The organism is Rhodospirillales bacterium, from assembly GCA_014323865.1.
Taxonomy (GTDB): Bacteria; Pseudomonadota; Alphaproteobacteria; order SP197; family SP197; genus SP197.
Window position 1 is genome coordinate 19,685 of sequence record JACONG010000016.1, and the last position, 25,316, is coordinate 45,000.

The 25,316-nt window shown below is 65.0% G+C and carries 23 protein-coding genes and 1 pseudogene; 14 read left to right on the forward strand and 10 right to left on the reverse strand.

All coding sequences use genetic code 11. The features are described 5' to 3' along the window. Nucleotides 1–455 precede the first annotated feature (455 nt). Both GDA49_08895 and GDA49_08900 read right to left on the reverse strand, forming a co-directional pair. Nucleotides 456–1,100 carry a helix-turn-helix transcriptional regulator gene (locus tag GDA49_08895; protein ID MBC6440504.1) on the reverse strand — a complete coding sequence of 215 codons (645 nt, stop codon included), beginning with the start codon at nucleotides 1,098–1,100 and terminating at the stop codon, nucleotides 456–458. Nucleotides 1,101–1,103: 3 nt separating this feature from the next. Beyond that, nucleotides 1,104–1,325: a cold shock domain-containing protein gene (locus GDA49_08900; protein ID MBC6440505.1), complete on the reverse strand. Its 222-nt coding sequence runs from the start codon at nucleotides 1,323–1,325 to the stop codon at nucleotides 1,104–1,106. Between the two features lie 393 nt (nucleotides 1,326–1,718). On the opposite strand from GDA49_08900, the gene GDA49_08905 reads away from it, so the two are divergent. The 9 genes from GDA49_08905 (at nucleotide 1,719) to GDA49_08945 (ending at nucleotide 12,526) form a co-directional block, all read left to right on the forward strand. Then, nucleotides 1,719–2,234 (forward strand): ribosome maturation factor RimP, encoded by a 516-nt coding sequence (locus GDA49_08905; GenBank protein ID MBC6440506.1) that lies wholly within the window; start codon nucleotides 1,719–1,721, stop codon nucleotides 2,232–2,234. A gap of 6 nt (nucleotides 2,235–2,240) precedes the next feature. Then, nucleotides 2,241–3,839 carry a transcription termination/antitermination protein NusA gene (gene nusA, locus GDA49_08910; GenBank protein MBC6440507.1) on the forward strand — a complete coding sequence of 533 codons (1,599 nt, stop codon included), beginning with the start codon at nucleotides 2,241–2,243 and terminating at the stop codon, nucleotides 3,837–3,839. Between the two features lie 14 nt (nucleotides 3,840–3,853). Next, entirely contained in the window at nucleotides 3,854–4,450 is a 597-nt protein-coding gene (locus tag GDA49_08915) for an RNA-binding protein (protein ID MBC6440508.1), read from the forward strand. A 2-nt stretch (nucleotides 4,451–4,452) separates the two neighbouring features. Beyond that, nucleotides 4,453–7,038 carry a translation initiation factor IF-2 gene (gene infB, locus GDA49_08920; GenBank protein MBC6440509.1) on the forward strand — a complete coding sequence of 862 codons (2,586 nt, stop codon included), beginning with the start codon at nucleotides 4,453–4,455 and terminating at the stop codon, nucleotides 7,036–7,038. After that, the gene (gene rbfA / locus GDA49_08925; GenBank protein ID MBC6440510.1) at nucleotides 7,031–7,405 is read left to right on the forward strand and encodes a 30S ribosome-binding factor RbfA; all 375 of its coding nucleotides are present in this window, start codon (nucleotides 7,031–7,033) and stop codon (nucleotides 7,403–7,405) included. The genes infB and rbfA overlap by 8 nt, the downstream gene beginning before the upstream one ends. After that, complete coding sequence (gene truB, locus GDA49_08930; GenBank protein ID MBC6440511.1) at nucleotides 7,395–8,324, forward strand: tRNA pseudouridine(55) synthase TruB; 930 nt, start codon at nucleotides 7,395–7,397, stop codon at nucleotides 8,322–8,324. The genes rbfA and truB overlap by 11 nt, the downstream gene beginning before the upstream one ends. After that, a complete protein-coding gene (gene rpsO / locus GDA49_08935; protein MBC6440512.1) occupies nucleotides 8,308–8,577 on the forward strand; it encodes a 30S ribosomal protein S15 in 270 nt (89 codons plus the stop codon). Before truB ends, rpsO begins: the two co-directional genes overlap by 17 nt. Nucleotides 8,578–8,817: 240 nt before the next feature. Next, nucleotides 8,818–10,986, forward strand: a complete 2,169-nt coding sequence (pnp, locus tag GDA49_08940) for a polyribonucleotide nucleotidyltransferase (GenBank protein ID MBC6440513.1) — start codon at nucleotides 8,818–8,820, stop codon at nucleotides 10,984–10,986. Nucleotides 10,987–11,128: 142 nt separating this feature from the next. Next, nucleotides 11,129–12,526 carry a nitronate monooxygenase gene (locus tag GDA49_08945; protein ID MBC6440514.1) on the forward strand — a complete coding sequence of 466 codons (1,398 nt, stop codon included), beginning with the start codon at nucleotides 11,129–11,131 and terminating at the stop codon, nucleotides 12,524–12,526. A gap of 9 nt (nucleotides 12,527–12,535) precedes the next feature. On the opposite strand, the pseudogene GDA49_08950 reads toward GDA49_08945, so the two are convergent. Further along, a pseudogene (locus tag GDA49_08950) lies at nucleotides 12,536–12,904 on the reverse strand (hypothetical protein). 431 nt (nucleotides 12,905–13,335) lie between these two features. Between GDA49_08950 and GDA49_08955 the strand changes: the two are divergent. The 5 genes from GDA49_08955 to GDA49_08975 all read left to right on the forward strand — a co-directional run bounded on the left by GDA49_08955 (nucleotide 13,336) and on the right by GDA49_08975 (nucleotide 18,057). Next, entirely contained in the window at nucleotides 13,336–13,773 is a 438-nt protein-coding gene (locus GDA49_08955; GenBank protein MBC6440515.1) for a transcriptional repressor, read from the forward strand. 150 nt (nucleotides 13,774–13,923) lie between these two features. Beyond that, a complete protein-coding gene (locus GDA49_08960; protein MBC6440516.1) occupies nucleotides 13,924–14,343 on the forward strand; it encodes a rubrerythrin in 420 nt (139 codons plus the stop codon). Nucleotides 14,344–14,471: 128 nt separating this feature from the next. Then, nucleotides 14,472–15,833, forward strand: a complete 1,362-nt coding sequence (locus GDA49_08965) for a glycerol-3-phosphate dehydrogenase (protein ID MBC6440517.1) — start codon at nucleotides 14,472–14,474, stop codon at nucleotides 15,831–15,833. A gap of 47 nt (nucleotides 15,834–15,880) precedes the next feature. After that, the gene (locus GDA49_08970) at nucleotides 15,881–16,471 is read left to right on the forward strand and encodes a DUF3501 family protein (GenBank protein MBC6440518.1); all 591 of its coding nucleotides are present in this window, start codon (nucleotides 15,881–15,883) and stop codon (nucleotides 16,469–16,471) included. 152 nt (nucleotides 16,472–16,623) lie between these two features. Then, nucleotides 16,624–18,057, forward strand: a complete 1,434-nt coding sequence (locus GDA49_08975) for a tetratricopeptide repeat protein (protein MBC6440519.1) — start codon at nucleotides 16,624–16,626, stop codon at nucleotides 18,055–18,057. Nucleotides 18,058–18,125: 68 nt separating this feature from the next. On the opposite strand, the gene GDA49_08980 is transcribed toward GDA49_08975, so the two are convergent. The 7 genes from GDA49_08980 to GDA49_09010 all read right to left on the reverse strand — a co-directional run bounded on the left by GDA49_08980 (nucleotide 18,126) and on the right by GDA49_09010 (nucleotide 25,307). Then, a complete protein-coding gene (locus GDA49_08980; GenBank protein MBC6440520.1) occupies nucleotides 18,126–19,037 on the reverse strand; it encodes a ribokinase in 912 nt (303 codons plus the stop codon). A 145-nt stretch (nucleotides 19,038–19,182) separates the two neighbouring features. Continuing rightward, complete coding sequence (gene glnT / locus GDA49_08985; GenBank protein MBC6440521.1) at nucleotides 19,183–20,526, reverse strand: type III glutamate--ammonia ligase; 1,344 nt, start codon at nucleotides 20,524–20,526, stop codon at nucleotides 19,183–19,185. Between the two features lie 105 nt (nucleotides 20,527–20,631). Then, entirely contained in the window at nucleotides 20,632–20,982 is a 351-nt protein-coding gene (locus GDA49_08990; GenBank protein MBC6440522.1) for a hypothetical protein, read from the reverse strand. 6 nt (nucleotides 20,983–20,988) lie between these two features. After that, nucleotides 20,989–21,489, reverse strand: coding sequence for a DUF5131 family protein (locus GDA49_08995; protein ID MBC6440523.1), 501 nt, complete (start codon nucleotides 21,487–21,489; stop codon nucleotides 20,989–20,991). 68 nt (nucleotides 21,490–21,557) lie between these two features. Then, nucleotides 21,558–23,243: a heparinase II/III family protein gene (locus tag GDA49_09000; GenBank protein ID MBC6440524.1), complete on the reverse strand. Its 1,686-nt coding sequence runs from the start codon at nucleotides 23,241–23,243 to the stop codon at nucleotides 21,558–21,560. A gap of 22 nt (nucleotides 23,244–23,265) precedes the next feature. Next, nucleotides 23,266–23,979, reverse strand: coding sequence for a ribulose-phosphate 3-epimerase (locus tag GDA49_09005; GenBank protein ID MBC6440525.1), 714 nt, complete (start codon nucleotides 23,977–23,979; stop codon nucleotides 23,266–23,268). A gap of 62 nt (nucleotides 23,980–24,041) precedes the next feature. After that, nucleotides 24,042–25,307, reverse strand: a complete 1,266-nt coding sequence (locus tag GDA49_09010; GenBank protein MBC6440526.1) for a methyltransferase domain-containing protein — start codon at nucleotides 25,305–25,307, stop codon at nucleotides 24,042–24,044. Between the last annotated feature and the right edge of the window lie 9 nt (nucleotides 25,308–25,316).

A 25,316-nucleotide genomic window follows, 5' to 3' on the forward strand; every position in this document is an offset into this window, starting at 1 on the left:
GCGGTGGGCGTCGTACTCTTCTCCTGAGCCCAGGCGGAAACACCTGCAACCAGGAGCACACTTGCAACAACGTTTGACAGTTTGTTCATTGTCGGGGTCCCCTTGTCATTGTCGGGGTCCCCTTGGACATCGTGCATCCAAGCCGATCAGGGCGATGGATGTCAAGCTGTTTTTTGCAGCTCTCGGAATTTTTTTGCGGCGCTCATCCGGAGCAGGGCCTTGAGACTGCAGAACGCCATCCCGGCCCTGCCGTTCAGGCACCGGCGAGCCCGTCTCGCACCACCGCCGCAGGCACCGACAGGCCGCCCTCAATCGCATCGACGACCCGGCGGCGAAGGTCCAGTCCGTAGCAACAGCAACGCCCCATAATATCTGCCTCCCGAATCCCCTGCGGGTACAGAATCATGGGGTGGAACGAAGGGGAATCTCCTTGTTCGATCCTTGTTCGATTCAGATCAAGAGGAAGACGCTCTGGGATACACGATGACGCTGAGGAAGCGGACCGGAAGCTCGATCAGGGTTTCGGGCCCGTGCGGCGCCTCGGCGTCGAAGAACAGGGAGTCACCGGGTTCCATGCGGTAGCGACGGCCGCCGTGGTGGTAGTCCATGGTGCCTTCCACGACATAGAGGAACTCCTGACCCTCATGGCGGAAGACGGGGAAGACCTCGGACTCGTGGGTCAGGGTGATCATGTAGGGCTCAACCGCGACCTTCTTGCCAACGCTGTGGCCCAGCAGCGCATACTGGTGGCCCGCCCGGGTGCCACGGCGTTCGATCTTGAGCCCCTCGCCCGCCTTGACGTGGCTTGCGTCGCGCTGCTCCTCGAAGTGCTGGAAGAGTGCCGTGAAGGGCACGTTGAGCGCACGCGCCAGACCCTTGAGCGTGGTCAGCGAGGGCGAAGTCAGGCCGTTCTCGATCTTCGAGAGCATGCCGTTCGAAAGGCCGGCAAGCGAGGCAAGCTCGCCCACGGTCATGCCGAGTTTCTTGCGCTGAGCGCGAACCTGGCTGCCGATCGCCGCCTCCAGGTCGCGTCCCCCGTCGTCGAGGCTGTGCGGATCCTGATCGAGCAGGTGGCGGCTGTCGTCGTGTGTTTCAGGCACTGGTTACATCGCCTCGTCGTCGATATGGCCGGCGGCCAACCGGTGCGCCAGCGGGCCGAGTGCATCGTGGCGCACCGTGAAATTGACGGAATCGCCAGGCACCAGCGTCGCACGCACCGCTTCGTCCGCGCTGGCAAGATCGAACGCGATGTCGGGCCCGCCATCGGACGGGCGGACGAAGCCGTAACCCCTGGCCGGGTTGAGCCAGACGATCTCACCGTTCATATCCCACGTTTCGTGCCGGGGACGCTGACTGTCAAGCAGCGCAGACGACGCCGATCGCCAGGCAGCAGCAACGTGAGGGCGAGGGCGAGACCGAACGCAGACCCGGAGACAGCGTTCTGCTCGATACACAGGATCGCTCGACCATGTCTGCGGGCATCGAACTGTCCGTGAAGCCGTTCCCGAAGAGCTCGAACGACAACGCGTGAAAACGCTTGCTCTTACCCTGGCGATGACTAATATCCTGCCCGCCTTGAAGCGTGGCCTTCAGGGCAGAATACGGGTGGGCCACGGTCCATCCTTTTTTGTTTTCATTGGTGTTGCGTGGAGTCGTCGCCCGGCGCGCCAGCGGTCGTCCGAAGGTCCGGTTCCGGCTTCATGCGCGGGGCAGGATGGATGAGCCTGGCGGGCGAGATCGAAGGACTGATCAACAGAACCGTCGAAGCGATGGGCTTCCGAGTGGTACGCGTGAAGATGTTCACGCATCCCCGGCGGACCTTGCAGATCATGGCCGAAAGGGCCGACGGGTCACCGGTGATCGTCGACGACTGCACATTGTTGAGCCGGGCCATCGGTCCGCTGCTCGACGCCGAGGACCCGATTCCGGGAGCCTATGACCTCGAGGTCAGCTCCACCGGGATCGACCGGCCGCTGGTCAGGCCGGAGGATTACACGCGGCTCGCCGGTTTCGAGGCGAAGCTCGTGGTCGATCCGCCGCAGAACGGGCAACGCAAGTTCCGCGGCCGGGTCGAGGGGATGGCCGGCGGCCATGTCCGGTTGCAACTGGAGGGTGATCGGGTTGCCGATTTGCCTTTTGAGGTGATTGTGGAAGGCCAGCTTGTCCTGACCGACGAGCTGATGAAGACCATGACGTCGCCTCGCGACGAGGCCAGCGCCACGGAAACGGAGTGAAGGATTATGACGGCAACCGAAGCTGTTGCATCTCGGGTTATCTATCAGGAACTGGTCCAGATTGCCGAGGCGGTCGCGCGCGAGAAGGGGATTGAGCGCGAAACCGTCGTCGAAGCGATGGAGCAGGCGATTCAGCACGCCGGCAAACGCAAGTACGGCCAGGAGCTCGACATTCGCGCGTCGATCGACCGGACGTCCGGTGCGGTCTCGCTGCAGCGCTTCATCGAGGTCTGCGAGCCCGAGGACATCGAGATTCCCGGCGCCCAGATGACGCTCGAAGAAGCACACCTGCAGAACCCGATCGCCGAGATCGGCGACTTCATCGCCGAGGACCTGCCGCCGATCGAGTTCGGCCGCATCGCCGCCCAGACCGCCAAGCAGGTCATCGTGCAGAAGGTGCGCGAGGCCGAGCGTGAGCGGCAGTACAACGAATACAAGGACCGCATCGGCGAGATCATCAACGGCCTGGTCAAGCGACCCGAACACGGCCACTGGATCATCGATCTGGGCAAGGCCGAGGCCATGTTGCGGCGCGACGAATGCCTGCCGCGCGAGATCCTGCGCCGCGGCGATCGCATACGCGCCTACATCCATGACGTGCGCCAGGAGCCGCGCGGCCCGCAGATCTTCATCAGCCGCACTCAGCCGCAATTCATGGCGAAGCTCTTCGCCCAGGAGGTGCCGGAGATCTACGACGGCATCATCGAGATCAAGGCCGTGGCACGGGATCCCGGCAGCCGCGCCAAGATCGCCGTGATGTCGAACGACGGCTCGATCGACCCCGTCGGCGCCTGCGTCGGTATGCGCGGCAGCCGCGTGCAGGCCGTTGTGCAGGAGCTTGGCGGCGAGAAGATCGACATCATCCCGTGGTCACCCGATACCGCGACCTTCGTGGTGAACGCCCTGCAGCCCGCCGAGGTTGCCAAGGTCGTGATGGACGAGGAGGACCGCCGCATGGAGGTGGTCGTGCCCGACGACCAGCTGTCGCTCGCCATTGGCCGCCGCGGCCAGAACGTGCGCCTGGCCTCTCAGCTCGTCGGCTGGGACATCGACATCATGACCGAGACCAACGAAAGCGAGCGCCGCATCGAGGAGATGCGCATCCGCAGCGAGCACTTCATGGATGCACTCGATGTAGACGACGTGCTGGCCCGCCTTCTCGTGACCGAAGGTTTCAGCGAGGCCGACGAAGTGGCCTATGTCCCGGTCGAGGAGCTTGCCTGGATCGAGGGCCTGGACGACGCCATCGCCCAGGAGCTCCAGAACCGCGCCCTCCAGTTCGTCGAGGAGCGCGATCGCCAGATGGACGCACGCCGCCGCGAGCTGGGCGTCGACGACGCGGTCGCGGAGATCGAGGGCCTGACGCCGATCATGCTGGTCCAGCTCGGCGAGAAGGACATCAAGACGCTCGATGATCTCGGGGACCTGGCCGGCGACGAGCTGATCGAGGACTACCTGCCCGGCAGCTATCTGACGCTCGATGAGGCCAACGCAATCATCATGGCCGCGCGCGCCCACTGGTTCGACGGCGAGGAGCCGATCGAAGAAGAGGCCGAGGCCGTCGAGGGCGAGGACGACGCGGCGACCGAGGAGATTGCATCCTGAGCGCAGCACCCCGCATGAGCGAACTCGCGGACGACACCGTGCGCCGCTGTCTTGCGACCGGCGAAAGCGCCGACAAGAAACTGCTGGTGCGTTTCGTGCTGGCGCCCGACGGCAAGGTTGTGCCTGACCTTGCCGAACGGCTGCCCGGTCGCGGGGCCTGGGTCTCGGCGCGCCGCGAGGCGATCGAACAGGCCGTGGCCAAGGGACTGTTCTCGCGCGGATTCAAGGGACGTGCGCTGGCCGATTCCGATCTGCCGGCGAGTGTCGAGAGCCTTCTGGTCCAGCGTATCATCGAGCTTCTGGGTTTTGCCCGGCGCGCCGGCGAGGCGGTGACGGGGTTCGAAAAATGCAGGTCCATGGGCGCGCGCACCGGCACGGTGTTGCTGCATGCCCGCGATGGTTCTATGGACGGCCTGCGCAAGCTGGCAGGCGCCGGGACGGAACGCGCGGTCCGCGTTCTGGAGGGCGCGGAGTTGGGTGCGCCCTTCGGTCGTGACATGGCGGTCCATGTCGCGCTGGCCAAGTGCGGCCTGACCGAGAAGATTGTGCGAGAGTGTTCCCGTCTGGCCGGATTCCGGACGGACGCCGACGGCGGGAAGGAAGGACGGTAGTCATGGCAAGTGCCGACGACACAGACAAGAAGCCGAAAACGCTGAGCCTGGGCGGCCGTCCCGGCAGACGACTCGAGCTCAAGACGACCGAGGATGGCGGCCAGGTGCGCCAGAGCTTCAGCCATGGCCGTTCACGCCAGGTGGCTGTCGAAGTCAAGAAGCGTCGTGTCATTCGTCCCGGCCGCAGCGAGGCCGGGCCAGCGGCACCCGAACCCGTCGTCAAGGAGGGGCCCACGGTGGTGGAAGCCGAAGCGCCTGCCGCGCTGACGGCCGTCGCGCCGGTCGAGACAAGCGAAGAGGTTCGCGCCCCGCTGGTTCTCAAGAACCTGACCGACCAGGAACGCGAAGGCCGCATGCGTGCGCTCGAGCAGGCACGCAAGGCCGAGGAAGAGGCCCACAAGCAGGCCGAGATCGACGCCAAGCTGCGTGCAGAGGAGGAGGTGAGGCTCGCCACCGAGCGTGCCGAGGCCGAACAGCGCGCGAAGGAAGAAGAGGAACGCCGCCAGGCCGAGGAACAGGCCGAGACTATCGTCGAGTCCGAGCCGGCGGCCGCCGAACCCGCGGCTGCAGTGCCTGCACCGGCCGCCGCAGCGCCGGCAGAAGTGGAACAGGACAAGCGCCGCAACAAGCGCGACAAGCGTTCGCCCCTGGCACCGAAGACCCGGCCCGGTGATCGCCGCCGCAGCGGCAAGCTGACGGTCGCCCAGGCACTATCGGGCGACGGCGAGGAAGAGCGTGCCCGTAGCCTCGCGGCCGCCAAGCGCGCCCGTGAGAAGCTCAAGCAGCAGCAAGCCGGTCAGAAGGCATCCGGCCCGTCGAAGAAGTTTGTCCGCGAGGTCACCGTACCTGAGGCCATTCTTGTCAGCGAGCTGGCCAACCGCATGGCCGTGCGTGGCAGTGAGGTGGTCAAGAAGCTGATGCAGATGGGCCAGATGGTGACCGTCAACCAGACGATCGACGCCGACACCGCCGAGCTTCTGGTCGAGGAGTTTGGCCACAAGGTCCGGCGCGTCTCCGAGGCCGATGTCGAGGTCGGCCTGAAGCAGGACGACGATCCCGCTGAACTCAAGGCACCGCGCGCTCCCGTGGTCACCATCATGGGCCACGTCGACCACGGCAAGACGTCGCTGCTGGACGCTCTGCGCAAGACCGACGTGGTCGCGGGCGAGGCCGGCGGCATCACGCAGCACATCGGCGCCTACCAGGTACAGCTCGCCGGCGGCGACCGCATCACCTTCCTGGATACGCCGGGCCACGCCGCCTTCACGGCCATGCGTGCACGTGGGGCCAAGGTGACCGACATCGTCATCCTGGTCGTTGCGGCCGACGACTCGGTCATGCCGCAGACCCGCGAGGCGATTGATCATGCCCGCACCGCCGAGGTGCCGATCATCGTGGCGATCAACAAGTCCGACCTGCCCGGTGCCAACCCCGACAAGGTTCGCCAGGACCTGCTGCAGCACGAGCTGGTGGTCGAGGACATGGGCGGCGACATCCTTGATGTCGAGATCTCGGCTACCAAGGGCACCGGCCTCGACAAATTGGGAGAGGTAATCCTGCTGCAGGCCGAACTGCTCGAACTCAAGGCCAACGCCGATCGTCATGCCGAGGGCATCGTGGTCGAGGCACGGCTGGAGAAGGGCCGCGGCGCGGTTTCGACCGTGCTGGTCCAGCGCGGCACGCTCAAGGTCGGCGACACGATCGTCGTCGGCAAGGAGTGGGGCCGCATCCGTGCGCTGGTCGATGACCGCGGCAAAAACGTGAAGCAAGCCGAACCGTCCACGCCCGTCGAGGTTCTGGGTCTCTCGGGCACGCCGATAGCCGGTGACGAGTTCTTCGTCGTCGAGAACGAGAGGCGGGCACGCGAGATCGCGGCTTACCGTGAGGAGCAGGAGCGCCAGCAGAAGATCACCTCGGTCGGCCGCAGTTCGGTCGAGCAGCTCTTCGCCAACATCGCTGCGGGCGAGACCCGGGAGCTTCCGCTAGTCATCAAGGCGGATGTGCACGGCTCGGCCGAAGCCATCGCCCACAGCCTGGAACAGCTCGGCACCGAAGAGGTGAAGCCGCGCATCCTGGTTTCGGCGGTCGGCGGCATCAGCGAGAGTGACGTGACGCTGGCCAAGGCTTCGAACGCGATCATCTTCGGCTTCAACATTCGCTCGAACAGCCAGGCCCGCCAGCTCGCCGAAAAGGAGGGCGTGGAGATCCGCTACTACCGGATCATCTACGAGCTTCTCGACGACGCGAAGACCATGCTCTCGGGCCTGCTGATGCCGGAGATTCAAGAGAAGGTCCTGGGCGCGGCTCAGGTGCTCGACACCTTCGAGATCTCCAGGATCGGCCGTATCGCCGGTTGCCGCGTCATGGACGGCGTCGTCAAGCGCAACGCCAATGTCCGGCTGCTGCGCGACGGCCACATCCTGTTCGAAGGCCCGATCAAGTCGCTCCGCCATCACAAGGAAGAGGTGCGTGAGATCAAGCAGGGTTCGGAATGCGGCATCCAGCTCGACGGCCACCACGACATCGAGGTCGGCGACGAAATCGAGGCCTACGAGCTGGCGGAGGTCGCGCGCACGCTCGATGGCTAGGCGGAAGAAGCCGGCAGCACCGGGCCAGCGCCAGCTCCGGGTCGGCGAGGAAATCCGGCACGTCCTGTCGTACATGTTCACCCGCAGCGAGGTGCACGATTCGGCGCTCATGGGCCAGGTCATCACCGTTTCGGAGGTGCGCATGAGTCCCGACCTGCGCCATGCCACGTGTTTCGTCATGCCGCTGGGCGGCGAGAACCTCGACACGGTGATCACAGGGCTCGAGCGCGCGGCGCCCTACCTGCGCGGCGAGGTGGCCCGACGTGTTCGCATGCGCGTCGCGCCGGAGCTGAACTTCAAGGCCGACCACGGTTTCGACCACGCCCAGCGTGTCAGCGACCTCCTGAACGAGGCCGATGGCGCGTAGGCGGAACGGCCGGAAGGTCGACGGCTGGATTATCGTCGACAAGCCCCAGGGCATGACCTCGACCCAGATGATCGGCAAGGTGCGGCGAGCGACGAAGGCGGCCAAGCTCGGCCATGGCGGCACGCTCGATCCCGTGGCGACCGGCATTCTGCCCATCGCGCTCGGTGAAGCGACCAAGACGATCCCCTACTGCCAGGACGCGACAAAGGTCTATGGCGTCACCATCCGCTGGGGCGAGGCGACCGCGACCGACGACGTCGAGGGCAACGTGACGGAGACACGCGCCCACAGGCCCGGCGAGGCGGCTATCCGCGCAGCGCTGCCGACCTTCACCGGTATGATCTCCCAGATGCCGCCTGCGTTCTCAGCGCTCAAGGTCGACGGCAAGCGGGCCTATGATCTCGCGCGCAAGGGTGAAGCGCCCGAACTCAAGTCGCGCGACATCAGGATCGACCGGATCGACCTTGTGGCCATGCCTGACGCCGACCACGCCGAGTTCGAGGTCGTCTGCGGCAAGGGGACCTATATCCGGGCGCTCGCCCGTGACCTGGCCCGGACGCTCGGCACGGTCGGTCATGTCGCGACCCTGCGCCGGACGCAGGTCGGCCCCTTCCGGGAGGCCATGGCGATTTCGATAGATAAGCTCGCCGAATGTGATACAAGTGCGCCGCTTTCCGGGGTGCTTTTGCCCGTGGAGACAGCGCTGGACGACATCCCGGCGCTTGCCTTGACGGAGACCGAGGCTCGCCTGCTGCGGCAGGGGCAGACGGTCGAAGTGCCCGGAGCAAGCAACGGTCCCTGTCAGGTCCGATCCGGCCGGAACCTTGTCGCCATCGGCAAAGTCGAGGCCTGTTTCCTGAGGCCGCTGCGTGTGTTGAACCTTAAAGAGGAAGAGAGCCACGATGTCGATCACGGCTGAACGCAAGGCTGAACTCATCAAGGAGTACGGCCGCGAAGAGGGCGACACCGGTTCACCCGAGGTCCAGGTTGCGATCCTGACGGAACGAATTGTCAACCTGACCGAACACTTCAAGACCCACCGCAAGGACAAGCATTCCCGCCGCGGCCTGCTCATGCTCGTGAGCCGCCGCCGCTCGATGCTCGACTATCTGCGGGGCACAAGCGAGGAGCGTTACCAGACGCTTATCAGGAGCCTCGGTATCCGGCGCTGATCCGAAACGGTACGGGAACGCAGGCAACGTGTCCCCGCTTCTGTATCCGGAAACCGGCAATGGGCTGAACCGAGCACCCATGGCGCTGTCGCTGGAAGGCCAACGGGCCTTCATGAACCCGTTCTCCATGGGGGAGAGCGGCGTCACAGGCTGTGCGGTCCCATACGGGGGATCGCAGCAGAAGAGGATTTGAGCCTGAGCGCTGCGTCGTTTGATCCGTGGGAAGAGGAAGAGAAATCAATGTTTACCATCCACAAGCAAGAGATCGTCTGGGGCGGACGCAAGCTGACGCTCGAGACGGGAAAGATCGCCCGGCAGGCCGACGGCGCCGTCATGGCGACCTATGGCGACACGACCGTGCTGTGCACGGCGGTGGCCCAGAAGCAGTCCCGCGAGGGTATCGACTTTTTCCCGCTCACCGTGAACTACCAGGAAAAGGCGTTCGCGGCAGGCAAGATCCCCGGCGGCTTCTTCAAGCGTGAAGGCCGCCCGGCGGAAAAGGAAACCCTGGCTTCGCGCATCATTGACCGGTCGATCCGGCCGCTCTTCGCGCCCGGGTTCCGCAACGAGACCCAGGTCATCTGCACCGTGCTGAGCCACGACCTCGAGAACGACCCCGACATCGTCGCTCTGGTCGGTGCCTCGGCCGCACTCACCATGTCGGGCATTCCCTTCATGGGCCCGATCGGCGGTGCCCGTGTCGGCGTGGTCGACGGCGAGTATATGCTCAACCCGACGCTGGCCCATATGGCCGAGACCGACCTCGATCTCGTCGTCGCCGGCCGTTTGGACGCGGTGATGATGGTCGAATCGGAGGCCAGGGAGCTCTCCGAGGAGAAGATGCTGGGCGCAGTCATGTTCGCCCATCGCGAGTTCCAGCCGGTAATCCAAGCGATCATCGAACTGGCCGAGGCCTGCGCCAAGGAGCCCTGGGACCTGCCGGAGCCCGAGGATCACAGCGCGCTCGAAGCCAAGGTCAAGGAGCTCTGCGGCGACGCGCTCGCCGAGGCCTTCAGGGAGCCCGACAAGCTGGCCCGCCAGGACAAGGTCGCGGCAGCCAAGCAGATCGCCAGGGATCACTTCGCTGAGGACAAGGAGGTCGACGGCAACGTGCTCGCCGGCATCCTGAAGGGCCTGGAGAAGTACACCCTGCGCGAGGCGACGCTTTCGACCGGCACCCGTGTCGACGGCCGCGATCTCAGCACGATCCGCCCGATCGTCTCGGAGGTCGGCGTTCTGAGTCGCAGTCACGGCTCGGCGCTCTTCACCCGTGGCGAGACCCAGGCGCTCGTGACCGCCACGCTGGGCACCGGCCAGGATGAGCAGATCATGGACGCGCTCGAGGGCGAATACCGCGAGCATTTCATGCTGCACTACAACTTCCCGCCCTACTCGGTCGGTGAGGCGAGCTTTCTGCGTTCGCCGGGCCGTCGCGAGATCGGCCACGGAAAGCTGGCTTGGCGGGCGATCCATCCGCTCCTGCCGGCCAAGGAAGACTTCCCCTACACGATCCGCGTGGTCTCCGAGATCACCGAGTCGAACGGCTCGAGCTCCATGGCCACCGTTTGTGGCACCTCACTCTCACTGATGGACGCCGGTGTTCCGCTCAAACGGCCCTGCGCCGGTATCGCCATGGGTCTTATCAAGGAAGACGAGCGCTTCGCGGTTCTGAGTGACATCCTGGGCGACGAGGACCACCTCGGCGACATGGACTTCAAGGTCGCGGGTACCGAGGAGGGTGTCACCAGCCTCCAGATGGACATCAAGATCGCCGGTATCACCGAGGAGATCATGAAGGTCGCGCTGGAGCAGGCCAAGGACGGACGCCTGCACATCCTGGGCGAGATGGCCAAGGCCATTTCGGCCGGCCGTGAAACGCTGTCGGACTTCGCGCCGCGCATCACCACGATCTCGATCCCGACCGACAAGATCCGCGACATCATCGGCCCTGGCGGCAAGATGATCCGCGAGATCACCGAGAAGTCGGGCACCAAGATCGACATTGAGGACGACGGCACGATCAAGATCGCGTCGTCGGACAATGCCGCGACCGAGATCGCGCTGAAGCTGATCAAGGACATCGTGGCCGAGCCCGAGATCGGCGTGATCTACGACGGCACGGTCGTGAAGGTTATGGAGTTCGGCGCCTTCGTGAACTTCATCGGCAAGCGCGACGGCCTGGTCCACATCTCCGAACTCGCCGAGGGCCGTGTCGCCACGGTCAGCGACGTGGTGAGCGAGGGCGACACCGTGAAGGTCAAGGTGCTGGGCATCGACGACCGCGGCAAGATCAAGCTCTCCATGCGCGTCGTGAACCAGGAGACCGGCGAGGACATCTCCGAGGAGATGGCCCAAAAGGACGCCCAGCGCCGCGCCGAACGCGAAGCCCGCAGAACCCGGCCAGTGTGACGACGGCGAAGGCAAGAAGGACGGCGGTGCGACGATGACGACCGGAGCTGAGGCCCTCTGACCCGGTGAACTCCGGCCGGGCGGTGAACTTCCGCCGCCCGGCCGTTGTCGTTATGTTGGGCCAAATGAATCGGATCGACGTATGAAGCCGCTGAATTCCATACGAATCTCCGGACGCGATGTTCTGCCGCTCGTCGAGGGTGGCAAGGGTATCTCGGTATCGAACGGCGAAAGCTCCGGTGCCTGGTCTGCCTGCGGTGGCGTCGGAACGTTTTCGGGCGTCAACGCAGACTTCCGCGACGACGACGGCGAGCTGATCGAGCAGCTTTATCACGGCAAGAGCCGCAAGGAGCGCCACGAGGAGCTGATCGCCTTCGGCATCAAGGGCGGCATCCACCAGGCCAAGGTCGCCCACGATCTGTCGGGCGGCGAAGGCGCGATCCACATGAACGTGCTGTGGGAAATGGGCGGCTGCGAGCGCATCCTTCACGGCGTGCTCGAGGGCGCGAAGGGGCTCGTGAACGGCGTCACCTGCGGTGCGGGCATGCCTTACAAGATGGCGCAGATCTGCGCTGAGTACGGGGTCTACTACTATCCCATCGTGAGTTCGGCCCGTGCCTTCCAGATCCTCTGGAAGCGCGCCTACAAACGTTTCCCCGATCTTCTGGGCGGCGTGGTCTACGAGGACCCGTGGCGCGCGGGCGGCCACAACGGACTGTCGAACGTCGAGGACCCCCAAGTTCCGGAAGACCCCTATCCGCGTGTCGTCGACCTGCGCAAGACCATGATCGAGTGCGGTCTCGACGAGACCCCTATCTTCATGGCCGGCGGCGTCTGGCGCGTCGACGAGTGGGAGGACTGGCTCGACAATCCCGAGGTCGGCACCATCGCCTTCCAGTTCGGCACCCGGCCGCTGCTGACCGAGGAGAGCCCGATCTCCAACACCTGGAAGCGCCGCCTGCCGACGTTGCGAGAGGGTGAGATCTACCTCAACCGCTTCAGCCCGACGGGCTTCTACTCCTCGGCGGTAGAGAACAGCTTCCTTCTCGAACTCAAGGACCGCAACGACCGCCAGGTCGCCTATTCGACCGAGCCGGTTGGCGATCATGTCGTCGAGTACAAGTTTGGCCCGCGCGGCCGTGCGATCTACCTGACCGAGCACGACCTCGAGCATGTCGAAACCTGGGTTGCCCAGGGTTTCACCGAGCAGCTCAAGACGCCAGATTCGACAGTGGTCTTGATGACCCCGGAGAAGTCGCGTCAGATCCGCACCGACCAGATCGAATGCATGGGCTGTCTCAGCCAGTGCCGCTTTTCGAACTGGAAGGCCGACGAGAGCGGCACCACGGGCCGCAAGCCCGATCCGCGCAGCTACTGCATCCAGAAGACGCTGCAGACCATCAGCCACTCCGACGATATCGAGACCCAGCTGATGTTCGCCGGACACAATGCGTTCCGTTTTGCGTCCGACCCCTGGTACGCCGACGGCTTCGTGCCGACCGTGGCCCAGCTCATGGACCGGCTGCAAACGGGCCAGTAGTCGCCAGGGCACCTTGCCGAGGTTCATGATCCTCCGGGGCTCAAGAGCGGCCTTGATCGCCGTCATCGCGGCCAGTTTCTCGCCATCGCCCCGTTCCTTCAGGAAGGCGCGCTTCTCCAGTCCGATGCCGTGTTCGGCGCTGAACGAGCCGCCGGACCCGACGAGGCCGTCGAAGATCGTCGCATTGACAGGATCATGCAGCGCCGGGGCGACCGTGTCGGTCTTGGTGATGGTGAGGTTGAGATTGCCGTCGCCCAGATGGCCCATGGTGAACAGCAGTAGATCGGGCTCGACCGTCTTCAACCGTGCGGCAGGACCTTGTCGATCTCCCGCCGCGCTCCTCGCGCACGGCCCACATGCGGTTGCGCTCGTCGACATTCATGGCGAGCACCGCGTCAGAGGCTTCTTCAACCTCCAGCACATCGGCCAGGATTTCCTCGGGCACCTCCTAGGCGGCCTCGGCGTGTTCACCGGCGAGATCGACCAGCAGCAGGACATGACCGTTGGGTGCAAAGCCACCATCCGCCTTGTCGACCGCGGAATGCCCAGTATCGGCCTGCAACCCGCCGTTGTGTAAGGGCCCAGGCGGGGAGTTGGTGCCATCGGGTTCGTGGTCGCCGACGCCTGTTGTGCCGCGGAAGCCGCCGACATTGCGTCTCTGGAGGCGTTGATCGGCCCGCGCCACCATGTCTCGCTGGTGGACGGGTTTGCACGCACGGTCCCGTTCATGCCCGGCCATCCAGCTGATCGTCATCACAATTGCGACCGGCCATCGCAAAGTTTATAGTTATTCCAGTTTACACCCCCATATGACGACCATGATGAAGCACCCCGAATCGCTCATCGCCGATCTGCGCGACCGCATGCGTGACGCTGGTCTGCGCCCGACGCGTCAGCGCGAACAGCTTGCCCTGTTGCTGTTCCAGGACGGCAACCGGCACCTCACGGCCGAAACCCTGCATCGCGAGGCCATGCAGGACGGCATCCGCGTGTCTCTGGGGACCGTCTACAACACGCTGCACCAGTTCACGGAAGCCGGGCTTCTGCGCGAGGTCGTGGTCGATTCCAGTCGCGCCTACTTCGACACAAACACCGGCGCACACCATCATTTCTTCAACACGGCGAGCCACGAGTTGACCGACATTCCAGCCGACAGCGTTGCCGTCGGCTCGCTCCCGGCGCCTCCATCCGGAACCGAAGTTGACGGCGTCGACGTGGTCATCAGGGTGACACCCTGCGCACGGTAAGATGGCGCTTCCCAGTTTTTTCGCGCCTGCATCTTGAACGTAGTTAGAATAATTCCAGATGAATTTGTGTGGGACGGGGATCGTTCCGCACGCTCGTGACGTATTGAGAGTCCTGTCCCGGAGGGGACGCACTGAAATAAGGAGAGACCCATGCCGCTTGGTGGCACCAAGACCGAAGACAACCTCAAGGCCGCTTTCGCCGGCGAGAGCCAGGCGAACCGCCGCTACCTGTATTTCGCACAGAAGGCCGACGTTGAAGGCTACAACGACGTCGCCGCCGTGTTCCGTTCGACCGCCGAAGGCGAGACCGGTCACGCCCACGGCCACCTCGAGTTCCTTGAGGAGACCGGTGACCCTGCGACCGGCGAGCCAATCGGTTCGACCGAGAACAACCTGAAGGCCGCCATCACCGGTGAGACCCACGAGTACACCGACATGTACCCGGGCATGGCGCGCACCGCCCGCGACGAAGGCTTCGACGAGATCGCCGATTGGTTCGAAACTCTCGCCAAGGCCGAGAAGAGCCACGCCGGCCGTTTCCAGAAGGCGCTCGACACCCTCGACGCCTGATCCGGAGGCCAAGGAGCCCCGCCCCGCGCGGGGCTCCCGATTTGTCCGTCCGTTTTGCAGAGAGACGTCAGAACGCGGGATCGACGATTCCGCGCACCCTGATCGTTTGCCTCCCGGGGGAAGGCACCATGACCGCTCGTGAAGGCAGCCTCGACGCACCCACGCGTCACGTTCTCGATTGGCAAAGCCCCGATTTCATCGATCCCGACAAGATCGATATCGAGCTGCGCCGGGTGTTCGATATATGTCACGGCTGCCGGCGCTGCTTCAACCTGTGCGACTCCTTCCCGCAGCTCTTCGATCTGATCGACGAGAGTGAGTCGGGCGAGCTCGACACGGTCAACAGCAAGGACTTCAAGCCCGTCATCGACGCCTGCACGCTGTGCGACATGTGCTTCATGACGAAATGCCCCTATGTCCCGCCCCACGAGTTCGACCTCGACTTCCCGCATCTGATGCTTCGCGCCCGCGCTGCCGAGTTCCAGCGCGGCGAGGTTGGCTTCATCGACAAGAAGCTCGCCGACACCGATTCCAATGGAAAGCTCGGCACCACCTTCTCATCGCTCGCCAACTGGTCCTGCAAGAAAGACAACGGCCTGACCCGTCCGATCATGGAGAAGGTCGCGGGCATCGACACCCGTGCCGAACTGCCCGGCTTCAATCCGAAGAGCCTTGTAGCCCAGGCCAGGGCCGATCCGCTCCAGCCCAACAAGGATGCACCGGCCTTCGGCCGCAAGGCGGTCATCTACGCCACCTGCTTCTCGAACTGGAACGATGCCGCAATCGGCGAGGCCGGACGTCGCGTGCTGGCGCACAACGGCGTCGAGACGGAAGTCGTGCATCCCGCCTGCTGCGGCATGCCAAGGCTCGAACAGGGCGATCTCGCCGACGTGATGAACCGTGCGAAGACGGTTGCCAGGGCGCTGCTGCCTTATGTCGACCAAGGCTATGACGTGGTCGCGCTGGTGCCGAGCTGCGCGCTGATGATGAAATTCGAATGGCCGCTCATCGTACCGAACGATCCCGACATCCAGCGTCTGGCCGAAGCGACCCGCGACGTTAGCGAGTACGTCATGGAGATCTCCAAGGCCGAGGGTCTGGTCGATGGCATGACCGGCATCAACATGCCGATCACGCTCCACATCGCCTGCCACGCGCGGGCCCAGAACATGGGTGCCAAGGCCGCCGAAATGTTGCGCCTGATCCCCGAAGCCAAGGTCACCGTGATCGAGCGCTGCTCGGGCCACGGCGGCACTTGGGGAATCAAGAAGCCGACCTTCGAGCTCGGCATGAAGGTGGGCAAGCCGGTCTTCCGGAATGCCGCCAAGGCCGACCCCGACGGCAAGGGTTACATCGTGTCGGAGTGCCCGCTGGCCGGCATTCACATCCGCCAGGGCGTCGAGGAGATATCGGGACGCGAGACGCCGCCACCCGAGGCCGCACATCCGATTCAGCTCGTCGCCAAGGCTTACGGCCTGCAGGGCCTCTGACGAACGAACAAGGGGGCGGGACAACCCGCACGGAAAGGACACGGAGAATGACCGCCATGACCAAACTCACCCGCGACGACATCATTGATCTCGCGACCTACACCGCCGCGCGCAGCGACCATCGCCAGGCCGCGCGCGCCATCAAGCAGCACCGCCGCCTCGATCTCGGCCCCTTCGTGTCGTTCTACTTCGAGAACCGCGACACCATGTGGCACCAGATTCACGAGATGCTCTACATTGAGAAGGGTGGTGAGGAGCAGATCGCCGATGAGCTCGAGGCCTACAACCCGCTGATCCCTGAAGGACACGACCTGCGCTGCACAATGATGATCGAGATCGACGACGAGGCCAGACGCAACGCCACCCTGCGCAAGCTGGGTTGGATCGACGAGAAGATCGTGCTGCGCGCCGGCGACCATGCCGTGCGGGCCGAAGCGCTGCAAGACACCGAGCGCAACACCGCCGACGGCAAGACGTCGAGCGTCCATTTCCTCGTCTTCCGCTTCGATGACGCGGCGGCCGCAGCCTTCCGCGATCCCGGGGTCCGCGCTACGCTCGATATCGAGCACGAGAACTACGGCCACAGCGCCGTCATCACCGGCGAGACCCGGAAGGGACTGGCCGCCGACCTGGCCTGAGGCGAGCTCTCGCCGCGCATTTCCTCAAGGGATGCAATCGCCGGTGCTTTTGGTTAGGTAGGACCGATCTTCCGACGCGCCCGAGTTCGAGCCTTGTCCGGTCGAACGCCCGGCGCAGCTCTTCCCTGTGAAAGCGAGACGTTCCCACGACCATGGCCATTGTCGAATCCCTGACCCATACGGCGATCGAGAACCTGCGCCTCGGCAACCGTGACGAGGCCGAGAAGATGCTGCGCGATGCGTGCCGCATGGACCCGTCGCACATCCGCTCCCATTGCGTGCTGGCGACCTTGATCTATCAGGACGGCGACACCGCAACCGCCCTGTCGATCCTCGACCGCTTCGAGGCCGACCACCCCGACAAGCCCGAGATCATCCGCGCCCGTGCCGAGGTTCTGCTCGGCAGCGGCGAGCTCGAGGCCGCGCTTGAGGTACAGACCCGGGCACGGCAGCTCAATCCGCGTGATCCCCACGGCTACTTGCAGGAGGGCATCGTCCTGGAACGCCTGGGTCGGCACGCCGAGGCAGAGGAATGCATACGCCAGGCGCTCTACTTCAACCCCAACCTGACCGGTGCTCTGCAGGTTCTGGGTACGATGGCCTATCGGGCCGGGCGGTTGCACGAGGCCGCCGATGTGCTGAACCGCGTTCGCGTCGGACAGAAACCTGGTGTCGATCCACACCACCATCAGGCCCGCGCGCTCTTTGCGCTGGGCGCGTACGACCACCTGATGTCGCTCGCGCCCGCACTGTCGGTCGCCCAGCGGCACGGCGAAACGGTCATGAAAGCGATCGCCGCGTGGTGCTGCGACCAGCCGGAAGTCTGCGCGGAACAGCTGATTGAGGCGATACCTCTGGCCAACCAGTCGATCGTCAACAGCCCCAACAGGGCCGCCTTCATCGCCCGTTGCCGCCTGCTCGACACCTTGGTGAAGTGGCGCCACGGGCATCCCGACAGCTACGGCGGGACCGCGGCCGCGCATCTCCACGTCATCGGCGATGGCGGTGTGCTGCCGATCGCGAACCTGACGGTGCGGCTCGGCGGTGGCGTGACACGCCTGTCTGCATATCCCGTGCTCGACGGAGCCGCCGCCGACTTCACGGATGACGAGTCCGATGCGCGGCGCGCGACGTTTGATGCCATGGCCGGACGTGTGCCGCAGGGTGCGGACGTGCTGGCGGTCTTCGGCGAACGCGACTGTCGCCTGCGCGAAGGCATCATGCCGGCGGTGCGCAAGGATCCGGACTTTGACTGGAAGGAGCGGGTCGACACGATTGTCGGCAACTACGTCACCGCCATGAGCGCCCGCGCCTCGGAACGCGGCTGGTCCCTGCGCTTCGTAACCCCGCCGATGACCAACATCAACGTCAGCTGCCTGCCTGACACCGCGCAACGCCTGCATCTCGGCATTCATACCTGCTTCCATGATACCCTAGCCGCGGCAGCCGCGAAGGCCAGCTGCGGTCTGGTCGACCTCAAGGCGTGCACCACCGACGATGCCGGCCACGCCCGCCACGCCCGCTTCATCGACGCCAACCATGTCTGGCCCTCGACCTTCGTCGAGGCTCTTGAGGCGGCCGGCTAGAGCGGATTCACACACTCAGAGCATCTTCACCCGTCCAGATTGAATCAATCTGGACGGGTGAAGATGCTCTAGAAGGGCTCCGCCGGTGGCAGGTCGCCAAGCCGGGCGTCGATCGCCTCCGCATCGGGCAGGGCCGGCATGGCACCGTGTTGAAGACAGGTCAGTGCCCCGGCCACGGACCCGCAACGCAGGGCATCCTGCAGCTCCATGCCGTTGTCAAGCGCGGCCGTCAGCGCGCCGGTGAAGGCATCGCCCGCGCCGACCGTGTCGATCGGCGTGATGGCGAGACTGCCCACACGCCAGCGTGCATGCGGACCGATCGCCACGGCACCATCGGCACCCAGTGTCACGATGGTCGTCAGCCCATGCTCGGCGGCGAAGCGGGTCGCGACATCAACCGGCGACCGTTCGGTCATGCCGAGTTCATCGACCACCTGGCGGGTCTCACACTCGTTGAGGATCAGGAGATCAAGTGTCTCGGGCATGATCGGGCCCGCCGGCGCGCAGTTCAGCACAACCCGCTTGCCGGCCGCCTTGGCGCGCTGGGCCAGCGTGAAGGTCGCACGCAGCGGTACCTCCATCTGGAGCAGCACGGTGGTGCATTCGCCCAGAAGCTCGTCGGTCACGGTCTCGTGGTCGGGGCTCATGTTGGCACCGCTGGCAACAAGGATCTGGTTCTCGCCGTCGTCCGCCACGGCAATGACGGCAATGCCCGTGGGCGCCTCGACATGTTCGATCAGGCTGGTGTCGACGTCGTGCGCGGAGACGATCTCCAGAAGATCGTCACCATAGCTGTCGCGGCCGACGCAACCGACGATCACGACTTCGCCCCCGGCACGCGCCGCGGCGACCGCCTGGTTCGCACCTTTGCCGCCCGGTGCCGTGGCATGGCTCGGGGAGAGCACCGTCTCGCCCGGCCCCGGCAGCTCCGGCACGGGAACGATCAGATCCATGTTGAGCGAACCGAAGACGATGATCATGCCTGGCTCTGGCGTCGATTGTTACGGACCCACCAACCATGCGTCCGTTGCATCGTTGGTGGGTGGGGGCGCGACTGCGGCCCCGCGCCAGTCAGGCGCGAAGGCCAAGCGAACGGAGTGAGCACCCGGCGACTGAGGGCCGAAACTAACAGTCCAGCGTGTTGTCGCGCTCCCACTGAGTCAGGTAGCGGGCGTAGTCGTTCCACTCGCGCGCCTGCATGCGCAGGAAGGCGTTCATCGTCTCGTCGCCCAGATAGGCCCGCAGCATCGCATTCTTCTCGGTGATACGCACGGCATCCATCAGGTTCAGCGGCAGGCGCTTGACGTCGAGCTTCCTGAGGTCAGCACTGCGGCGCGCCTCGTACATGTTGATGTCGAGCCGCTTGCCGGGATCGGTCTTGTTGGCGATGCCGTCGAGACCCGCGGCCAGAAGCGCGGCCTGGGCCAGATAGGGATTCGTGGCACCGTCCATCAGGCGGAACTCGAAGCGGCCCTCGTCGGGGATGCGCACCATGTGGGTGCGGTTGTTGCCGGTGTAGCTCACGGTGTTGGGTGACCAGGTCGCACCCGACGCCGTGACCGAGCCGTTGATGCGCTTGTAGCTGTTGACCGTGGGATTGAAGATCGAGGTCAGCGCCTCGGCGTTCTGAAGCACGCCGCCCAGGAAGTTGTAGCCCAGCTTCGAGATGCCGAGCTCGCCCTTGGGATCATGGAACAGATTCTTCTTGCCGCTCTTGTCCCAGATGCTGGCATGCGTATGGCAGCCGTTGCCGGTGATGTGGCTGAACGGCTTGGGCATGAACGTCGCCCGCAGCCCGTGTTTCTCGGCGATCGACTTCACCATGAACTTGAAGAAGGTGTGACGGTCGGCCGTGATCAGGACATCGTCGAAATCCCAGTTCATCTCGAACTGGCCGTTGGCGTCCTCATGGTCGTTCTGGTAGGGGCCCCAACCAAGCGACAGCATGGCGTCGCAGATCTCGGAGACCACCTCGTAGCGCCGCATCAGGGCCTGCTGGTCGTAGCAGGGCTTGGCCATGGTGTCGCGCCGATCGGAGATGTCCAAGCCGTCCTCGCTGATCAGGTGATACTCGCACTCGACGCCGGTCTTGAGCCGGTAGCCCTTCTTGGCGGCAAGCGCAATCATGCGGCGCAGCACATTGCGCGGGCCGTGCTCGACCTCCTTGCCGTCCATCATGAGATTGCCGGGCATCCAGCCGACTTCCGGCCTCCAGGGCAGCTGCACGAGCGCGCTGGGATCGGGCACCGCGAACATGTCGGGGTGCGCCGGGGTCATGTCGAGATTGGTGGCGAACCCGGCAAACCCGGCGCCGTCCTTGACCATGCCATCGATCGCGACGGCCGGAACCAGCTTCGACCGCGCGACACCCGCGAGGTCCGAAAAGCTGATGAGGAAATACTTGATGCCCTTGTCTTTGGCGATCTGCGAAACCGTCTTCGTCGCCTTCTTGACTGCTTGCCGTGCCATGAATGCTCCCACATGCTGAAGGTGAACGTTATGGCCCGGACTTTAGCCTCTGACACGCCGAAGTCCATGCCTGCAGCCCGCAAGCCGACAAGCCAGGTGCGAAGTTCAGAAGCGTTCTTCCCCGTGTTCACGGACGGAATCGGGAAAGTCGCGGTAAAGCGCGAAGAAGACGTCCTCGACCTTGGAGTTCACCGCGTGGTGCAGGCCCTCGACGGGATCGACCCGGCGAGCGACACGGCCGAAGGCGTCGTCCATCTGCGCCATGGAATCGAACTCCAGCGTGATGTGCCACTCCGGCAGGTTCGGATGGCCCAGGCCCAGCTTGCGCCGCGTGACCCGGTAGCCGACAAGCCCGCCCTCCGCCTTCAGATGCTCCAGATAGGCATGGGCCGCATCGGAAAAGTCGGTGTCCTTCACGCCCACCTTGAGCGATGCCCAGATGTGATAGATGTCCATGGTTGTCTACTTGGCTGATGAAACCTGATCCTGCGGAAACTCGTCGTAAGTCCGACCTCCCAACTCACGACCCATTCGCTTCTTTTGCTTCCCGCCCCATTGCTTGAAGAAGAAGGCTGTCCGGTGATACCGACAAGACGTGAGGATCTCATCGACCCACTCGGGCTCCATTGGTCGCGCACCAGGGCCACTTTCACCCCCGACAATCGCCCAATGAATATCCTTCAGATTCGGCGAACCAACCGCTCCGATCAGTGGTTCGAACGACACAAAGCGCACGACGCAATCGACCTGACGCAAGTGCTCGATGCGCCCAAGAAACTCACTGGTTTCGACACTGGTCCCAAGCCAGACATTCGGCAGGCGACCGAGACGCGGTGTGATTTGCTGCATCCGCTCCGGCCGTTTTGTCAGCACCTGATAGGTATGTTGCGGTGTCTCACTCATTACCTGCCAGACGCGTTTGATATCTTGTTCTGCAAGATCTTCATGAAGCAGGTCGCACATCAATCAGTTTGACTTTTTCACTTTACTCCCCTGCACAGATTTAGAGAAGAGGCAACGAGTTGCGCACCCTAATCCAGCACCGGAACAGCGTCTTCGGCCTTGACACGCCGCCGTGTCTTCTTGACCGGGGGTGGCACACGGGTCAACGCCCACTTCACGACGGTGCTTTCGCCGTTCAGCCCGCCGGAGATGACAACCTGCTGGCTGCGTTTCATCTGGCCGGTACCGAGATAGACGCTGTCGGTCAGCTCCAGCACACCGCCCGACATGCGCATGCGCCAGCCCTCGCCCGAGGGCAGGCGCAGGAGCGCGCCCTGGCCGTCCCGCACCACGGCGGCCTGGACATCGGGGTGGAGGTGGAAGCGCAGGGCGAACTTTGTGCCACCCGGGCCCTCGAGGACATCTTCGCCACGCACATCCTCGCCGGTCGCCGAGAGGTAGAGCGAGCGGCGGTGCACCAGTCTGCCGAGCGGCCGGTAGCCGTCGTGGCTCAGGGTGAGCAGCACGGCGCCGTCTTCCTCGTCGCGCTCGACGGTCACGTTGCGGGGCGCGCGGCCCAGGCTGCCGTCCCTCCTGATCTCGACCGCGTTCTCGTCGTCGGCCGCCATGGTCGAGTGCGCGGCGGTCTCCCGCACAGCGGTGCGCCACGAGGCATCGGCGCCCTGCCAGGCACCCATGTTCACAATCAGCCGTTCCGGTCCGATGCTCATCTCGAAGGCGAGCGGTGCGGCATGGGCATGCGCGGCATAGTCGGAAGCAGGAGGCCCACCGGCATCGGCCAGGATCAGCGTCTTGCGTGCGCTGAGCCGCTCATAGCCCGTGTGCTGCGCCCGGCTGACCGGCTTGCCCGTGGCCTGGCCCATGGCGAGCACGTTGTCGATCAGCTCCGCGCTCTCCTCCGTGCCGCCGTTGAAGAGCGCCAGCGCCCCGTCGCCGTGGCGGTAGAAGCGCAGCATGGGGGCCGCCCGGTCGATGGTCTGCTGCAGCCAGTCGGGCACCGGCTTCTTGGCCTGGATCAGTGCAAGGCGGACGTCCACCAGGTCGCGCATGAGAAGAAACTGGACACTGGGATTGCGCTCGCGCTGGCCGCCGTCGGGCAGCATCTGACGATTGAGCTCATGCTCCAGGAGCCGCATGGCCTGGGCAAAGCGTTTCTCCGCGCCCGGCAGCGTGAGGCCGGCATAAAGCAACGCCTTCACCGCGCCGATCCGACCGAGACCCTCCGGTCCCGCATTCACGACCCGGGCGAGATGGCGGGTCTGTTCGGCCAGGCTCTGCAAAAACCGGCGACGGAACAGCGCATCGGCACCGTTCAGAAGAAACCCGCTATGCGTCGTCCAGGCGACCAACCTGCGACCGAGGATGTCGGCTCGCCAGGCAAACCGGTCCCAGCTGCCGCAATCGGCCATCCAGCCCGCCACGGCATGGCGCGCGGTTTGCCGCGAATCGCCGCCAGCTTCGCGCAGGTCACGCAGCCAGGTGAAGCCGTGAATCTCCTCGAGCCAGCCCGTCCAGGCGGCATCGGGATACCATTCGGGTGCATCGTCCCTGGGATCGAACTGCAGGGTCTGGCCGGCCAATCGCCAAATGCCGTCGGTCATCGCCCGACCGCGCGCCGCCTCACCCGGCCAGGGATCGGTCGGTGCCTGCAGAACCTGATCGGGCGCGCGGCCCAGCAGGGTCAGCCGGTAGAGCGGGCTGCCGTAGTAGAGCGCCTTCACGCTGCGCACCGGCCGAGAGAAGAGACCGCTCATGGCCGCCTCGGTCAGCCCACCATCACTCGCGCAAGGCGGCGATATTGGGGGCGTAACCCGCCGGCCCGTCCTTGAAGACGGCGGTGCCAGCAACCAGCACATCGGCGCCCGCCTTGATCACCCGGGGTGCGGTCTCGGTCGTGACACCGCCGTCGACCTCCAGATCGATGGTACGGCCGCTTGCGTCGATCATCGCGCGGAGCTCGGCGATCTTGGTGAGGCTGCTCTCGATAAAACGCTGGCCGCCGAAGCCCGGATTGACGCTCATCACCAGGATCAGGTCGACGAGGTCCATGACACAGGCCACGGCCGAAGCCGGAGTCTGGGGATTGAGCGAAACGCCAGCCTTCACGCCAGTCGCCTTGATGGCCTGCAACGTACGGTGTGTGTGCGGCGAAGCCTCGATATGCACGGTGACGATGTCGCTGCCCGCCTTGATGAAGGCGTCGAGCAGCGGATCGACCGGCGCGATCATCAAGTGCACGTCGAACGGCTTGGCACTGTGCGGCTTGAGCTTGCCGATCATCGGCGGACCGAGCGTCAGGTTCGGCACGAAGTGGCCGTCCATCACGTCGACATGGATGTAGTCGCAACCGGCGGCGTCGATCGCGCGGATCTCCTCGCCCAGCCGGGCAAAATCGGCCGAGAGAATGGAGGGAGCGATGCGGATCGGCTGTTGCACGACGATGAGGTAACAGGTTCCGAGTCCTGCGACAACGGCTGAGACCGGCCGCATGTGGAACGCTTGGAACGAACACTCTGTGGCTCTGCGTGCCAACAGTTGGTTGTTGCCGCAGGTCAGGTGCTGCGCTTCACCCGCATGGTGAAGAAACCGTCCATGCCGCCGTCGGACGCCATGTGACAGGGCAGCGTGCGCAGGCAGCCGGTGGCGTCGACCGCGGCGGTGAGCCCGCCGACCTCGTCGGGACTGACAGGAAGCTGGATGACATCGGCGTGCCGTTCCAGGCAGCGGGCGAGCTGGGCCTCGCCCTCCTCGGGCTGCAGTGAACAGACAGCGTAGACCAGCGTGCCGCCCGGCTTCAGACCGGCGAGCGCGTTGTCGATCATACGCGCCTGAAGCTGGCTGAGGCGCGGGGGATCGTCCGGCCCTTTGGTCCAGGCGATATCGGGGTGGTGCCGGATCGTCCCGGTACCACTGCACGGCGCATCGAGAAGCACGGCATCGACGGGCGCATCGGGCCGCCAGGATACGGCATCGGCGACGACCGTTTCGACCGTGAGGCCAAGCCGGCTCATGTTCTCGTCGAGGCGCCCGAGACGGCGTTCAGAGAGATCGACCGCCGTCACGCGGGCGCCGGCCGCGGCGAGCTGGGCGGTCTTGCCGCCGGGTGCAGCACAGAAATCGATGACATGCTGACTCGCGACATCGCCCAGGAGCCGCGCGGGCAGCGACGCCGCGGCGTCCTGCACCCACCAGCCGCCCGAGGCGTAGCCGGGCAGATCATCGACGGGCCCGGACATGGTACGGCGCAGACCACCGGTCGGCAGCAGGCGGGCATCGAGCCGGGCGGCCCAGCCGACGGCATCGCTGGCGACCGAGAGGTCGAGCGCAGCGCGGCGGCCGTGGGATTCGGCAATTGCACGGGCGTTCTCCGGTCCGTAGTCCGTGTCCCAAGACGACCACAGCCACTTGGGCGTGTTGAGAAGCGCGGCATCCTGCTTGGCGATCATCGCCGCACCCTCGCGCCCGAGCCGACGCAGGATGGCGTTGACCAGACCGGCATGGGCGTTGGCGCGCTTGCGTGCCAGGTCGACAGCCGTGGAGACGGCCGCGTGGGGTGCGAAACCGAGAAACAGCAACTGGGCGGTGGCGAGCCGCAGGATCGCACGCGTGACCCGCTCCTTCTTCGGCAGCGGCCGTTTCAGACAGGCACGGACCAGCGCATCAATCTGGCCCAGGCGACGGCAGGTCTCCGCCGTGATCGTCGCCACCAGCGCCCGGTCGCGCGGCTCCAGCATCCTGTGGCGACGGTCGCGATCGAGCACGTCATCGAGCGGCTTGCCGTCCTCCAGACACGCGACCAGCGCGTCCAGCGCAACCATACGGGGATC